This is a genomic window from Bacteroidota bacterium (assembly GCA_016720935.1).
GTDB lineage: Bacteria > Bacteroidota > Bacteroidia > AKYH767-A > 2013-40CM-41-45 > JADKJP01.
In genome coordinates this window covers 398,775-413,062 of record JADKJP010000003.1, presented here as the reverse complement: position 1 = coordinate 413,062, position 14,288 = coordinate 398,775, and the positions used below count along the sequence as shown (strand labels likewise).

The 14,288-nt window shown below is 39.9% G+C and carries 14 protein-coding genes; 5 read left to right on the top strand and 9 right to left on the bottom strand.

Annotation, left to right across the window (positions count from 1 at the left end; all coding sequences use genetic code 11):
• Positions 1-143: 143 nt before the first annotated feature.
• Positions 144-1,208, bottom strand: a complete 1,065-nt coding sequence (locus tag IPP86_04155; protein MBL0137710.1) for a T9SS type A sorting domain-containing protein — start codon at positions 1,206-1,208, stop codon at positions 144-146.
• Positions 1,209-1,212: 4 nt separating this feature from the next.
• Positions 1,213-2,832 carry a hypothetical protein gene (locus IPP86_04150; protein MBL0137709.1) on the bottom strand — a complete coding sequence of 540 codons (1,620 nt, stop codon included), beginning with the start codon at positions 2,830-2,832 and terminating at the stop codon, positions 1,213-1,215.
• A 200-nt stretch (positions 2,833-3,032) separates the two neighbouring features.
• On the opposite strand from IPP86_04150, the gene IPP86_04145 reads away from it, so the two are divergent.
• Entirely contained in the window at positions 3,033-3,407 is a 375-nt protein-coding gene (locus IPP86_04145) for a DUF1801 domain-containing protein (GenBank protein MBL0137708.1), read from the top strand.
• A 41-nt stretch (positions 3,408-3,448) separates the two neighbouring features.
• Here the strand turns inward: IPP86_04145 and IPP86_04140 are convergent, their stop codons facing one another.
• A complete protein-coding gene (locus IPP86_04140; GenBank protein ID MBL0137707.1) occupies positions 3,449-3,865 on the bottom strand; it encodes a hypothetical protein in 417 nt (138 codons plus the stop codon).
• A 239-nt stretch (positions 3,866-4,104) separates the two neighbouring features.
• Between IPP86_04140 and IPP86_04135 the strand changes: the two genes are divergently transcribed.
• Together IPP86_04135 and IPP86_04130 are read left to right on the top strand one after the other, a co-directional pair.
• Entirely contained in the window at positions 4,105-4,551 is a 447-nt protein-coding gene (locus tag IPP86_04135) for a heavy-metal-associated domain-containing protein (protein MBL0137706.1), read from the top strand.
• The gene (locus IPP86_04130; GenBank protein MBL0137705.1) at positions 4,548-5,504 is read left to right on the top strand and encodes a hypothetical protein; all 957 of its coding nucleotides are present in this window, start codon (positions 4,548-4,550) and stop codon (positions 5,502-5,504) included. Before IPP86_04135 ends, IPP86_04130 begins: the two co-directional genes overlap by 4 nt.
• A 261-nt stretch (positions 5,505-5,765) precedes the next feature.
• Here the strand turns inward: IPP86_04130 and IPP86_04125 are convergent, their stop codons facing one another.
• From IPP86_04125 to IPP86_04105, 5 genes are all read right to left on the bottom strand, one after another.
• Positions 5,766-6,062, bottom strand: coding sequence for a YHS domain-containing protein (locus IPP86_04125; protein ID MBL0137704.1), 297 nt, complete (start codon positions 6,060-6,062; stop codon positions 5,766-5,768).
• Positions 6,063-6,184: 122 nt separating this feature from the next.
• Positions 6,185-7,075, bottom strand: a complete 891-nt coding sequence (locus tag IPP86_04120) for a T9SS type A sorting domain-containing protein (GenBank protein MBL0137703.1) — start codon at positions 7,073-7,075, stop codon at positions 6,185-6,187.
• A 456-nt stretch (positions 7,076-7,531) separates the two neighbouring features.
• On the bottom strand, positions 7,532-7,945 hold the full coding sequence (locus IPP86_04115; protein MBL0137702.1) for a hypothetical protein: 414 nt from the start codon (positions 7,943-7,945) through the stop codon (positions 7,532-7,534).
• A 12-nt stretch (positions 7,946-7,957) separates the two neighbouring features.
• Positions 7,958-8,737 carry a hypothetical protein gene (locus IPP86_04110; protein MBL0137701.1) on the bottom strand — a complete coding sequence of 260 codons (780 nt, stop codon included), beginning with the start codon at positions 8,735-8,737 and terminating at the stop codon, positions 7,958-7,960.
• 45 nt (positions 8,738-8,782) lie between these two features.
• The gene (locus tag IPP86_04105) at positions 8,783-9,814 is read right to left on the bottom strand and encodes a transporter (GenBank protein MBL0137700.1); all 1,032 of its coding nucleotides are present in this window, start codon (positions 9,812-9,814) and stop codon (positions 8,783-8,785) included.
• Positions 9,815-9,833: 19 nt separating this feature from the next.
• Between IPP86_04105 and IPP86_04100 the strand changes: the two genes are divergently transcribed.
• Both IPP86_04100 and IPP86_04095 read left to right on the top strand, forming a co-directional pair.
• Positions 9,834-10,247, top strand: a complete 414-nt coding sequence (locus IPP86_04100; protein ID MBL0137699.1) for a hypothetical protein — start codon at positions 9,834-9,836, stop codon at positions 10,245-10,247.
• 369 nt (positions 10,248-10,616) lie between these two features.
• Entirely contained in the window at positions 10,617-12,803 is a 2,187-nt protein-coding gene (locus tag IPP86_04095) for a T9SS type A sorting domain-containing protein (protein ID MBL0137698.1), read from the top strand.
• A 141-nt stretch (positions 12,804-12,944) separates the two neighbouring features.
• Here the strand turns inward: IPP86_04095 and IPP86_04090 are convergent, their stop codons facing one another.
• Complete coding sequence (locus IPP86_04090; protein MBL0137697.1) at positions 12,945-14,180, bottom strand: T9SS type A sorting domain-containing protein; 1,236 nt, start codon at positions 14,178-14,180, stop codon at positions 12,945-12,947.
• Between the last annotated feature and the right edge of the window lie 108 nt (positions 14,181-14,288).

Below are 14,288 nucleotides of genomic sequence, written 5' to 3'. Positions count from 1 at the left end.
AATTCAGAAAAAAAAGGAAATTGAACTATGCTCTATTAAGAATTAATCCAAATAAGGCATATTCTCCGGAAGAACATTTCCGCAAATAAATCAGATCGTTCACACTACACGTTTGATTTATTCACAGGATCAATCCGAAATTTTCATTCGACAATAAAGTTTTTGACAAGAACACCTTGTTCACAAGTAAGCCGGGCAAAATATTTTCCGGGTTTCACATCAAGCTTTTGGATTGAATCATTATTTCCGGAAAGAGTAGAACATGAAACCAATCTTCCCGTGATATCAATAACTTCCAAACGTATCTTTCCATTTGAATTATGAGGTGATGAAAAATGGATAGTGAAAGTTCCATTGTTTACAGAAGGATACAAGTCAGCTTTAAACTTTGCTTCGTTGCCAGCAGAGACATGCAGCAAGGTACCAAGATCCGTTTCCCAAATTCCTCTGCCAAAAGTGCTGACATAAATTTTATTCAATACCTCATTAAATTCAATATCTGTCACAATCACATTTGGCAAACCTGTTCCATACAAACTCCAATTAGAGGATGCACTGTCAAGCAGATAAACCCCAATATCTGTACCGGCAAGAAGCATATTTGTACCGGGAATATTTTTTATGCAATTGACAGGAAGATTGGGAAGGTTAAATGAAATATTTTGCCAGCTCATTCCTCCGTCTGTGGTCCTGAACACTTTATTTCCGACACTAAATCCGGCCATGCTGATATAGGCAATCATCGGATCTGATGAGTGTACATCCATACTCGTATAATACAATGAGTCCGGCACACCGGCAGTAATATCATTCCAGTTCTGCCCTCCGTCGCTGGTCATATACACGGATCCCGGAATTGAATATTCATATCGAACTCTCTTTGCAACATACAATACATTCGGATCGGAATTACTTAATGCAATTGCAGTAATTTCATTATCTGAAATTCCCGGAACCGGAAAAGAAGAAATCATGGACCAACTCATACCATTGTCTGTACTTTTACTCACATTGGAATATCCTATGTAAAATGTACCATGATTATTATAGTCAGCAACAATGGGCGTTGTCCATTCGCCGTTTTCATTATTAATGTTTGCAAAAATTCCATTCCCGGAAAATCCTCCATCAAAACTCTGATTAAAATTTCCATACTGACTTGAACCAATAATGGAATTATCATCGATTGGATCCAGATAATTATCCATTCCATCACCCCCCGAAAATTGTACTCCAGGTAGCACCATCAAAATAAAATGAACCATTATCCTGAGCTCCTGCCATTAATCGGCCGGTCAGATTTCTGGAACTCGACAAGCGGTAAAATGAAGTCACCTGCATACCACTGCTGAGATTGGTCCATACTGTTGGCCACGGAATTCCATTGTTCGCGTCATTCCAGTTATGGATGTACATATATGGCGTCCTGTACAACCCGCCATCATTGCAAACAAACATGTTCCCTGTCATGGGTTGTTGCTGCATGAAATGAATATCACCATGCAAAGTTGGCCCATAGCTGAGTGTCCAGTGACTAACGGGATTAAAAGTCAGTGCTCCGTCAGAAGACCCCCAAATATTGACTCCCCCAACGTACACCAGATCTTTATCAGAAGCATCCACAACCAATCCAAGATCATAATTCCCCTGCCCGCCGGTTCCCATACCATCTCCTCCTTCAAGAATATTCACACCCGGATTATTGTATTGCCATGAATTTCCTGCGTCATTTGAAATATAAATTCCATCCAAACCAAAATCGAGATTTACGGTTACCGCATAAATCCTGTTCGGATCAGACGGCGCGACAGCAAGTTTCACTCTTTGCACCACTCCGGTGGGAGGAATATTTGTATTCAACAAAGTCCAAGTGTTACCAAAATCTGTTGATTTATAGATTCCGGCTGATCCGTCGTCAGCATTGTAAACCCATCCTGTTGCGGCATACAAAATATCAGGGTTTGCTGGATCCTGCACAAGATCCCAAAACAATGAATCCATTCTTTGTGTCCAGCTCGCTCCTGCATCAGTACTGGTGTACATTCCACTTGCTCCACATGCAACAAGATTATTACTGTTTCCCGGACTTACCAGTACTTTTCGAATTAATGATGCATCACCATTGGTGAGTTGGAAACTCAATCCCGTCGGTTGCCAATTCAGACCACCGTCACTTGTTTTGTAAACGCCAAGACCATAATGCGTATTTCGTTTTCTTCCATTCAGATTTAATCCAAATCCGATGTATTCAAAATCACAAACAGAAATATACATCACATCCGGATTATTCGGATCAATAGAAATATCACTGATGCGAAGGATCGGTAAGTTTTCTGTAATCGGTGTCCAGGATTGTCCGTTATTAGTCGTTTTCCAGACTCCACCCTGAGCAACACCAATGAAATAGGTAGCAGGATCATTCGGATGAAAAGCGATACAATTGATTCTTCCAATTCCATTCTCCATATAACCCGTGAGGTTATTCGGTACTGCATTCGGGCCGGAAGGCGTCCAGCCGGACGACATCAGCCGTGAACTTCCGTCTCTGTCCTTCTCAGCAGCGGCTTTTGTAATCGCATCGATATACACAGCCGGATCGCCGGGCTTACCACTGGCATCTGTATGCATTTGCATATCCATTTCCCAGCGTTTGTAATATTTCCAGTTCTTTTCAGATTTCAGATCCACACGATTTTTCCATGCTTCGAATTGTCTTTGCATTTCCAAATATGACAAAGGGCGAGGTGCTTCTTTCGAAAAGAATTTCTGCGCGAATCCTTGTCCGAAAGACAATAGAAATGCGACTACAAGAATTAACCTGGTTAATTTCATTTGATATAAATCAAGGAATGTATATGATTTCCCGCAGTGGAAAGAGTGTTCTCCGGTAAGGAACCGACAGAACAAAGGTAATGAATAAGGTTCAAATCAGAAACCAGCCAGAAACGCACCAAAACCAAATTTACAAGAAATGCCGGCTTGTATTTGACCAATTTCAAAATTCAACAGGCATTTTTTAACTTTGTTCATAAATGAAAACACTCGAAGAATTTTACGAATGCATTACTTCTGAAGAAAGAGAAATGGTCGACCTGCTTCGTGAGATTATTCTCAGCACATCACCTCAATTCAGGGAAAAAATCTCTTACCAGGTTCCCTACTTTTTTATTCATTCAAGAGTTTGTTATATCTGGCCGGCTTCAGTCAAACCGGGTCCAAAAGCAGGTGTTGTACTTGGATTTTGCAAAGGACAGATGATTGTTGATGAAGAATCCATACTTGAAAAAGAAGGCAGAAAAGAAATCGCGACCATTACCTTTTATTCGATAAATGATATAAAATCGAGAAAAATTAAGGAGTTACTTTATCAGGCAATTTTGATTGATGAGGAAATATCCGCCAAATGAAGATTTGAGATCAATTCTCCAATTTTTCTATTTTTTTTCGATTATTCTGTTACCGGCACTGTCACCAATTTTTCCCCGGAGGATTCTGAAAAATTCAAAGGTATTCCGCCAACCACCCGAATATTCCATTGAGCACTTGTATCAAAACCAGATACCATTATATAATACTGACCACATTTTAATCCCGATACCTTTACAAAATTTTCATTGGCATTACCCCACATGATCAAATCAAAATTTGATCGGTCGGGCCCCGGAAAATCTGTCGCATTGAATTTAACATACACTGTGTCACGATAATTTTGACTATTGTAAATAGGTACACCATGATGTTCCGGCATAATCTTCAGCGTAACTTCACCTCCGGTTCCTGCCTCACAACCCTCCTTTCTGCAACTGAAAATGCTTAAAAAAGAAATAACAAGGGTAGCACTCAGGGTTATTTTCAATAATTCCATTGACGAATGTTTACATTCAAAGTTATACAATAGGATTCAAGAATCGTTCGTTTCAGTAAGAAAATTATGTTTTTTATTAACTTTATCGTGTAATCTTCCGTATAATTCAACGGGCTGATTTTGCTCTTCAGTCCATTATAAAAATCAGGCTATCAATAATGAAGAATCGAATACATATTCTATCAACAGCAATCGTTTTTTTTATTTTCTGTTTCGCTTGGAAACAATCTGAGGCACAGGTGAAAACTGCAATGCTCGGAGTGAATGGACTTACCTGCTCAGCATGTAGCCGAACGGTTGAAATGAGTTTGCGTAAATTATCCTTCATCAAAGATGTAGACATGAACCTGGAACACACAGAGGGCAAATTGACATTTACTCCGGGCTCGGATATTGATTTTTCAAAAATCACCAAAGCGGTTACAGATGCCGGATTTTCGGTACGCTATCTTTCTGCATTTTATGAATTCAATAAAATCACTATCAACACCGGATTCTGTCTTCAAAACAATAAATACAATCTGCAATTTGTCAACAGCACGAATCAAACGCTGAACGGAGAAAAGGAAATCATATTTCTGGGTCAGGAATTCTTACCGAAAAGTGAATTCAATAAAATCAGGCCGTCCCTGATCAACACCTGTTCCAATAAAAATCAAAAGGTGTATTACGTTACACTCAAATGAGAGCTATTTGCTTCCTGATAATTCTCTGTTCCTTTGGAGCCACTGCTCAGGAATTATTCCCCCACAATGAACCTGCGAGCAGCATTCCTAAAAAGGTTTTGGGAGTCAGAATATTTGGAGATTCATACAATGAATATGGTGAGCAAAGAAATTTAGGTGCCTTACGTTTAATGTATGGGCTGACGCCACGACTTTCGCTCATGGCTACAGGTACTCTTTCCAATCACCACTCAAAATATCTTCCCGCCAGTCTTATCACACACACGCATACAGCTTCCGGAAATACCAACTATCAAACAGGCACCTTTCCGCGTGGCTTAAAATATCCATACCGTTTCAATGGAGTTTATCTATATGGGAAGTTTCGTTTCCTCACAAATGACGGACAAAACACCCATTTCCGAATGGCAGGATTTGCCGAATGTTCCTTCATCTCCGCTGCGCACGATGAAACTGAACCGAATCTTCTCGACGACACAAAAGGATGCGGCATGGGACTCATTGCCACTTATCTGAAAAAACACTTAGCAGTCTCATTAACTTCCGGACTCATACTACCGGGGAAATATTCTGAAACAACTCCCGATTTTTTCGGTGGTGAATTACATACCATTTTAAATTATGGCAGGGCAATTAAATATAATTTGTCATTTGGCTACCTTGTTTATCCTTCCAAATACAGCAGATATTCGGAAACAAATATCAATGTATATCTGGAATTTTTGGGCAAGTCATATCAGGCAGCAAAGGTTACACAAAATGATGTTGATATTCAGCCACGGACAGAACTGTTGCAGGCGGGACATTACGTGGAATTTCACCCCTCTATTCAGGCTATTCTAAATTCGAACATGCGAATCGATTTTTCCGTGGGTGTTCCTATGATTAAGAAATCTTATGCCCGTTTTTACCCTGTCTATATGATCGGCATACAGCGCTATTTCTTTTTGTAAGTCTCTGCCAAAAAAGGCGGGAGAACCTTTCCCCCGCCTTAACCCCGAACCGCAAAATATAAAGGGCACCTCTAAAAACCTCTTTCTGCTGCTGTTAATATATTCCAGGTTTCAATCAAGAACTTTCAATGCTTGATCTTTTTTTGCAATACTTCGTTGTTCGTCAGTCTGATACTTAGTTTCAGTATCATCCTTCCTCACGCCTCATATTGCAAAAAAATCTCAGCGCACATCACCCAAAATAGGTTTTTAGAGGTGCCCTTAATTCAATTTTCTCGTGTATTTTATCGGATGCAGTTCAAATTCATGCTTGCAGCCATGACAACAAAATCCATATATCCCATCTCGATAAACTGCTGTATCACAACAATAATCGTCAACAGGATATCCACAAACGACATCAGTATCCGAAATCAGACGAAAATTTCTTTTACTGTTTTTACGATCCTGTCCTCCTTCATTATTTGTTGCATTTTGCGAATGATGTTCGCAGGATGCACAACAAACAATTGTGAACAATAAGAGGAATAATCGTTTTATTCGCCTCAAGTTTTTCATGTGTTCATAAGATCCAGATGAACCGAAAGCCATCCGTAAATAATACAGCATATTTCATCTTGTTGTGAAACAATTGCTATAATTTTCGGTCACTGCCGGATTCTTTTCAGAATATAACTGATCTATTGAACAAGAAACCTTGCACCATAAGATTTTCCATCCGCAACAAGGTTCAGAAAGTAAAGTCCCTCCGCTAAGGATGAAACATCTATCCCGGAATTCAAATCATCACCGGATCCTTCCGCCTCTTTCACAATTTCTCCCAGGGCGTCGTAAACACAGATATGTGTATTCCTCACATTTATTTCAGAAATCTCAATTTTCACTATTGATTTGACTGGATTTGGATATAGGCGTATAAAACCCCCTGCTGAAATTTCCCTTATTCCACTTACAGATCCAACGAAACTCAGATCATCCACATACAAGAAATCATTGTTCATCGGATTGTTCCCGCTGGCTGAAAGTGTAATAATGCAGCTATCCGGGAAATTAAAATCTACATAATTAAGAGGAATTGAAAACGTCTCCCAGCTCATTGCCATCCCTGTGAGTACTTCATGCGCTGAAGCGACCGGCATACGCATTTGCATCATATTGTCCCACCTTGTCAGAACTATATCGACATAACCCTGGCTGCTGCCCATACCCATCACCATGTGTTGCCAGCTTCCGTCCAGACTGGCAGGACGCTGATTAAACGGAAAGCCGCCGGTTGCCTGCATTGTCATTTCATCAATGGTTCCACACACAGCAATTCCGGGTACAACTCCCATTCCTGAAACGGTCTTGCTATCTAACTTAAGGTAAGATGCACCGGGATGCCCTGGTGTACCGCGTGAACAGGTGTAAACAGACAATGGCGATGTCATTGTATTCAAACAGGACCAGGAATCCGGGATATTGTAACTTCCCATTGATGTCCAGTTTTCAAAGCCTGCATTAGGAATTTGTGCAAGCGACATTGAACTTGTAATAAATAATGCAATAATAGCAATGTAGGTGTTTTTCATTTTTGATTTTATTTTCAGATTAATGTATCACTTAAGTCAAATCACAACTTAAATATTTTCGATATGTTAAATGAAACAATTCACCCAAATGAAGGTGGATGAAAAACTGAAAAAATATAACCGGAGTTTATCTTATTCAAATAAAATGGTTCTCTAATAAATCTTTCAGAAGGCAATAAAAAAAAGTCTGCCGGAAATTTATTGGGTAGTCCAATGCAGTCCTGCCACTCCTTTCCCTGTGAACCCGGATCTTGTTGCTTTTTTTCCTGTTCCTTAAATATCTTTTTTAGATGACACATCCCCATGCAATGCATGGAGGGCTTATTTTTATTGATACAATATTTTTCGGTGATGTATGCTCTTCGGGAAATAAATTCTCCGAAAATAACCAGCTGAATGCAGGAGTTCAGCACTAAACAAAAAATCAGAAATATAGAAATGAGCTGCTTCAACATGCTAATTATTCAACGCTCCCTGTTGAATCCATCGTAAAATCATTTCAATCGTACAATCATCCAGTTTTCCATTCGGCGGCATTGGTTGTGATACAGAAATCAACTGGCTATAGAATAAACTATGAGTTGGATTACCTGTATTGATGTAACCGCTCCCGGCATGACTAAGTTCTCCATATGCAAGAGAATCTTCCAGATTCAGGTGGCCAGTTGGATTTCCTCCTGAATGGCAACCAGCAGTGCTGCAATTTCCCCGAAGCACCGGAAGAATATCCGTATGGAATGAAACCTTCTCCGGAATTTTTAATTGACAAGGTTCATTTTCCAACGTATCATATTTACAGGCATGAAAAGTAATCCCGACGATGATGATGATAATCGCCGTTATTACTTTTCGATACCTGTATTTTTTCATTCAGAAGGAAGCTTATTCGTATTCAAATAAATCTGAAATGTTTGCTTTGATTTGAGTTGCAAGAGCACTTGAATTCTGAGCAGGAGTAGTGATGCTTAAATTCCCAGCACCACTCAACTGAATTCCGGTGAACAATTTAGCGTAATCAACAGACATGTGTATTGCAGATTGTTGATCCGGTGAAATAGAATAATTTTCATCCGGCATGGTGATGGTTACACGGTTTGAAACGGTCCCGATTTTATAGGAGAAAGGAATCAGATCAGTGCCTGTCGCCGCGGCAGTTGTATCAATTGTCCCTTCGAAATTTATAAATACAAAACCATCCGGCTGAGCAGAGGCACCAAACCACATGGATGGCTGGTATAATACCGCATCTGAAGATGCCGGCGTAGATGCATTGCTTGCATCACTCAGGCCAACATCAAAACGAACTGCCTTGTAATTTCCAACCGGAGCACTGCCCAGATCATACTCTTCTACACCTTGTTTCATGATAATTGTCGCGGAAGGTCCGTCAACCACCGTACCATCGGTTTTAATCAATTTGATGTTTGAAATGTACAACTGCGAAGTACCTACAGTAATTTGTCTTCCGTCTGACATGATCAATGTATCTCCATAAGCTTCCACTTCATTGGTATCAGCCATGGTGTGCAAATGAAACATGAGAGAACCTGTTGTTGAAACCGGAGTCGGATCTTCGTCCTTGTCTTTTTTGCAGGAACTGAATACAACAAGTAACAGGAATGAACATCCTGCGAGAAATTTGATTGCGTTTGTTTTTTTCATTTGAATTTAGAGTTAATAGTTCTATTTTATTTTAGTTTGATTTTTTCAGAATGATTTGGTAACTCCTGCACTCCATAAATACGAAGTTGCCAATTGTATTCCATTTACATTCTGGAATAATGGCGCACCGAATTCGACTCCAATTTTCGTTTCTTTAAAGACACCTTTGTCCAGATAAAAATTCAGCCCCGCATGCACATTCAACTTTGTCCCGCCATAATTCCGGGGATCTGCATCCGGTTCCATCGCGTAATAAATTTTTTTATCACTACCGCTTACAGATCCGCAACCAAAACCTTCTGCGCGTAAAGACGCACTTAGGACAGGACGAATCTGGTATGACGCCCATGCATTTAAATTCAGTTCATTACCATAATGATATCCATACTGATTATCCATCGTGCGCAGGATTGACAATGCCTGAACACTCCAGGTTATTTTTTTACTCTTCTTCAGATAAGTTAATCCCGGCATAAAATCGACTGTCCCACTTCCCAATTGCATCATGTAGGGAAGCCGCTGCCCGGCAAACATCGGATCATTTCCTCCATCCACGGAAATTGAACCGGTGGGAATGCTTACTCCCAAACTGGCCACCAGCGAAGAGGATTCACCATTGAACAATTTGTAAATCGACCATAGTTTCGTATCACTGAAACCGGAAGAAGACATGCTCATATTTGTTGAATTGGCAGACATTTCCATTGACCCGCCATGCATGTGCATCACACCCGACAACATGTTCATGTCCATAGTAGAATTTGTGTAAGTTCCCATAGCCATCAGGCTAAGTCGCCCTGTCAATCCATACATCAACATAATCATGTGCATATCCATTCGCATGGATTGAGGAGCCATGAGGTAATCCACAAAAATTTTCTCATCCGGAATTTTTGTGGATGCACTCAGATTACCCTTCATCTTCATTTGCATAAATGAATAGGAAAGCATCCATCCACCTTTGGGATGGCTATGACTAATCATTACACCAGCAGGACTATTGTCCTGTCCCTGACATTTAAAAATCAGTGGTTCAATGAAAGTCAGTAGCATTATTAAATAACACTTCGACTTCATGTGAAGTTTTTTTAAATAAATGAAAGCTTCAGAATTCGTCTCTGCTGAAAATAAAGCAATACACTTTGCTTTTAAAATTCTCGGAGCTGAATCATTAATGAATTGCCCGATTGTTCAGAACAGCGGTAACGAAATTCCGGAAATTTTGAGGAGGGTGAAAAACCTCAGGAAATCGGAGGGTGAAAAACAGAAAAAGATATTTCCGGAAGGGATAAAAGAATATATTCAGAGAACTGATGATCTGAAGCGGATTGATTTACAAAAGCAAAAATTTCAGACACTTGAAAAAATTGAACAGATTCCTGCCTCTCCTTCGAAGAAGAATTTTGGGATTGCTCCTTCTTTTCCTGGGCTTTTAGTTCTTTCTGAAGATGACACATACCGTTACAATGCAACATCGGCTTTGTTTTATTTACACAGTATGTTTTCGTGATATACTCTTTGTTCAGTTCGTATCCTGCAATAACAAAAAGACTGCTGAACGATTGCAGCAGGATACCTGAAATAAGTAAAAATTGTAAAACCCGTTTCACGAATAAATTTATTCTGGTTCAAATATAGAAATAAAACTCAAATCTTCTTTTTCCTTAAAAATCACACCGGAAACCCGTAAATTATAAAGAAAAGTGCTTTTCTGCTGTGTTTGAAAACAATAAACTCCCAAAATGAATGTTCCTTCCAAAGCAGGGTACACTCGGGCTTATTAATTTTATCAAATTCACCCAATTCCATTTTTCTAAGAAGAAAAAATCGGTATTTTCGTTCATTATCAAATAATTCAACGATGATTTGCAATCCGGGAATGAAATCAATCTTCTTCATTTTACTATTTTTTTTAGTAAATGGTCTGAACACCTTGGCACAGAACAATATTGTAACCTATGCAGGAAACAGTGGCAAAGACAACTTCTATGACGTCATGCAAATTTCCGACGGGACATTTCTCGTTTGCGGCTATTCGGATGATCTGTCCTGGATCAATCCTTCTGTTCCGCAGACAACTCTCGGAGTGCACGGCATTCACAACGGACTTGGATCTAATCGCTATGGTTACATTTTACAGATCTCTTCCGATTTGCAATCAATTTTGCATGTCGTAAAATTTCCACAAGGTGCCGTGGAAGATGTCCGCTTTATCAAGACCAATACTCCTCCCGGTGTGCCTACCGGAGATCTTTACATTAGCGGGAATACCAGCGACACCTACGCGAATGACGGAGGATATTACCTGGCAAAACTCAACAACAATTTTGTAAATGGAATTCCAACAGATTTGGTCTGGGCAAGAAATGTCTGGGCTGAAACCGGACCAAAAGATTACCAGCCCTGGGATGTCACCAATGACGGACATGTCTTTTATATATCCGGACAAGCTCATGCATACGACTGGGCAGCGATATACAGTCTCGACAACAATGGTAACAGGAGAATTGTAAACAACTGGAGAACTCATTGGCTCATTCATGGCGGAGAATGGAAAGGCACACCCGCTTCTTCTTATCCAAATGGTGGTCTCGATTCTGTTTCTTACAGTGGTATTGTTTTGAAAATCTGGGGACGATGCGACTTACGTTCCTGGACACAAAATGAATATGATCAAATGTTCCCCGACGGAAATGGCGGGTTAAAAAAAGGAAAGTGGCCCGTCGATATTCTTTTTGATGGCCCCTGTGATCCTGCCAATCCTACTGCGAACAGTCCCGGTTACACAGGATACTCCGCGGCTGCCTGTTGTCCGGTTTATGGTGGATCAAACATCGCGATTGATAAAAGAACCAATGATGTTTACATTGGTATGAATATGAAAAGCGTTGCACCGGGTGGCAGTCCTGATTTTGAACCTGCTGTCATCGCTATGGATTCTTCAGGAACACTAAAATGGTGGAGCAGGTTGTATCACGAAATCACTCCGACAGGAGATACGATGGTTTCTATTCCCGATCAGTATGTTGACGCGCTCGCTATCGATTATTCTCAACCTGCTGATGCCGGAACTTTGGTAGTTGGAGGAAGAACACATGGAAACAACGTAGAAAATTTCTGGGAAGGAAATACTGTCAGCGCGAATCCTTCCGCTTATGGCTTCAGGAATCAGTTCACCGGAACCAACGGAAACATTCACGAAAGCTGGTTAGGAAAACTAAAGCTTCTTGATGGAACACTTTTGCATTGCACCTATGTAGCAGAATATGCGGAAGGAACAGGTGGTCTTGGAACTCCTCATCCGGATCCAAATCTCGACGGTTGGCCTGATCCGAATACCGGTTGGCCGGATGTAAACACAACCCGGCTCGCGAAGAACAACATGAAAGTAACAGCCGCAGGTTGGGTTTGTATCGGTGCAGTTGGCAGAAGAACAATCACAACAGCAAATGCTTACCAGAAAATGGTGAAACCGGATTTTGGCGGACAAAGTTGCTGGAATAGTTTCGTGCGTGTCTACAATGCCGATCTGACTCTCCCTTACTACAGTTCTCTTGTAGTCGGTCAATGGGACACACTTACACAACAAGGAGGATCGAACACAGATATTTTTGGTTTGTTTAAAACAGCGAATGGTATTGTCGCTGTTGGACGTCAGACTGCCGACACTCTTGGAAACGCGATCGGCAACGATCTTCCGGTAATTAATGTTCCGGGCTGGGGAAACTCTGCTCCTTCAAATGAAACCGCGGTGCTTGTGTATTATACTGCAGCAAACATCGTGAACCCAGATGATTCTCCAGTAATTAGCGGCATCACCAATTCAGAACTTCGCGAAAAAGATTTTTTCATCTCTCCTAACCCGACAAAAAATTATCTGACGATTTGGTTTAAAGGAAATAGTTCAAAAAATAATATTGAAGTGAGAGACGTTCTTGGAAGATTGGTTATTGAAAAAGAAATTGCAAATAACTATTCTTCATTTTCTCTTGATGTTTCAAAACTTGAACCGGATTTGTATTTTATCTGGGTGAATGGGCAATCATTGACATTTGTAAAACAATGAACACTTATAAAAATCAGGTTTAACAAGAAATTAATGGATGAAAGAAGTGGTTCAAGTCTGTTGTAATAATGGTTGTGTTAACAATTTCATACCTTATTCGAACATTCTTTCAAATATATTTTTTTCCATTTAATTTCAAACTTAGTTTGAGCTAAAAACAAACTTCCTCTTGTAATGCTCCTTTCCATCAAAGATAGAAAGTAAATAAATTCCGGATGCGATCGAACCAGGTTGCACTTCAATCAAATTTGAATTTTGAATTTTAGATTGACATATAAGCGACCCGTTTAAATTATAAATCATAACACTTCCGGTTTTAATCAAATTATTCAGAGTAACACTGATTTTATTTTTCTCAGGAAATGAAATCGAAGAAATGAAATTCCCATTGTTAATTTCAAAAGAACCTGACAAAGTCGGATCATATTCCCAGAAATCATTTAAGTAACCGAAATCTCCAAATCCAGTTCCGATATAACCTTTGGATCCGATTGAAAAACAAATTGAATTTTCCCTTTCTAAACCCGGGAAATCAGGAAGCACAGTCCATATATTATTCGAAGGATCATATTTTAAAAATTCTCGATGTGGATTAGAGCCCCAATCCCTCCCTGTACCTACATACCCATAATTGCCAACTGCAAATCCGATGCAATTTGAAAGAGCCAAAAAAGGTGATGACTTTTGAATCCAGCTGTTAGTTGCAGGATTATATTCCCAAAAATCACTGCATAAATTAATTGGCCCGGAAGTATCGGCTCCGAGTCCAATATATCCTAAATTGCCAATAGAAAATCCGACTGCTGCAACTCGAACTGTTCCGCCAAAATCAGATTTCCGGGTCCACAGATCAAACGCAGGATCGTATTCCCAAAAATCATTATAAATTGAATCAACACTGCTATTCCATCCTGTTCCTAAAAAACCTTTTGAACCAATTGAAAAGCCAACTGAGTAAATTCTCCCTCCACCAGCAAAATCCGCTTTCTGTATCCAAATATTTGTCGTGGGATCAAACTCAAAAAAATCACTATAAAAGGCCGATAACCCCGACCCATTCCATCCGGTTCCCACATAACCTTTTTGCGCAATTGAAAATCCAACCGCTTCTTTCCTGCCTGCTCCGGCAAAATCTGCCTTTTGTGTCCACGTATTCGTTGATGGATCGTATTCCCAGAAATCATTCAAAACTGCTCCTGTATTATCGGAGCCCGTACCGAAATATCCTTTAGTACCAATTGAAAATCCGACAGCTCCCGCTCTTCCGCTTGAAATAATATCTGCTTTTTGAGTCCAACCCCCTTGAGCATTAACTTTTGATGAGAAAGAAACTGTAAGCCAAAAAAATGCCAGGAATAAACTGTATTTTATTTTCATAAAACGAATATTTGAGTTATTAATCGAAGAAGAAAATAAGGCCTGAATAATGGATGTAAATTTTAACATTTCAGGACAATTACATTATACAAATCAAGAAATATTTAA

Coding starts and splice junctions, on each gene's coding strand:
- IPP86_04100 (MBL0137699.1), top strand. CDS start 9,834: ATGAAAGCTTCAGAATTCGTCTCTGCTGAAAATAAAGCAATACACTTT.
- IPP86_04090 (MBL0137697.1), bottom strand. CDS start 14,180: ATGAAAATAAAATACAGTTTATTCCTGGCATTTTTTTGGCTTACAGTT.
- IPP86_04105 (MBL0137700.1), bottom strand. CDS start 9,814: ATGAAGTCGAAGTGTTATTTAATAATGCTACTGACTTTCATTGAACCA.
- IPP86_04115 (MBL0137702.1), bottom strand. CDS start 7,945: ATGAAAAAATACAGGTATCGAAAAGTAATAACGGCGATTATCATCATC.
- IPP86_04095 (MBL0137698.1), top strand. CDS start 10,617: ATGAAATCAATCTTCTTCATTTTACTATTTTTTTTAGTAAATGGTCTG.
- IPP86_04125 (MBL0137704.1), bottom strand. CDS start 6,062: ATGAAAAACTTGAGGCGAATAAAACGATTATTCCTCTTATTGTTCACA.
- IPP86_04155 (MBL0137710.1), bottom strand. CDS start 1,208: ATGGATAATTATCTGGATCCAATCGATGATAATTCCATTATTGGTTCA.
- IPP86_04140 (MBL0137707.1), bottom strand. CDS start 3,865: ATGGAATTATTGAAAATAACCCTGAGTGCTACCCTTGTTATTTCTTTT.
- IPP86_04120 (MBL0137703.1), bottom strand. CDS start 7,075: ATGAAAAACACCTACATTGCTATTATTGCATTATTTATTACAAGTTCA.
- IPP86_04145 (MBL0137708.1), top strand. CDS start 3,033: ATGAAAACACTCGAAGAATTTTACGAATGCATTACTTCTGAAGAAAGA.
- IPP86_04110 (MBL0137701.1), bottom strand. CDS start 8,737: ATGAAAAAAACAAACGCAATCAAATTTCTCGCAGGATGTTCATTCCTG.
- IPP86_04150 (MBL0137709.1), bottom strand. CDS start 2,832: ATGAAATTAACCAGGTTAATTCTTGTAGTCGCATTTCTATTGTCTTTC.
- IPP86_04130 (MBL0137705.1), top strand. CDS start 4,548: ATGAGAGCTATTTGCTTCCTGATAATTCTCTGTTCCTTTGGAGCCACT.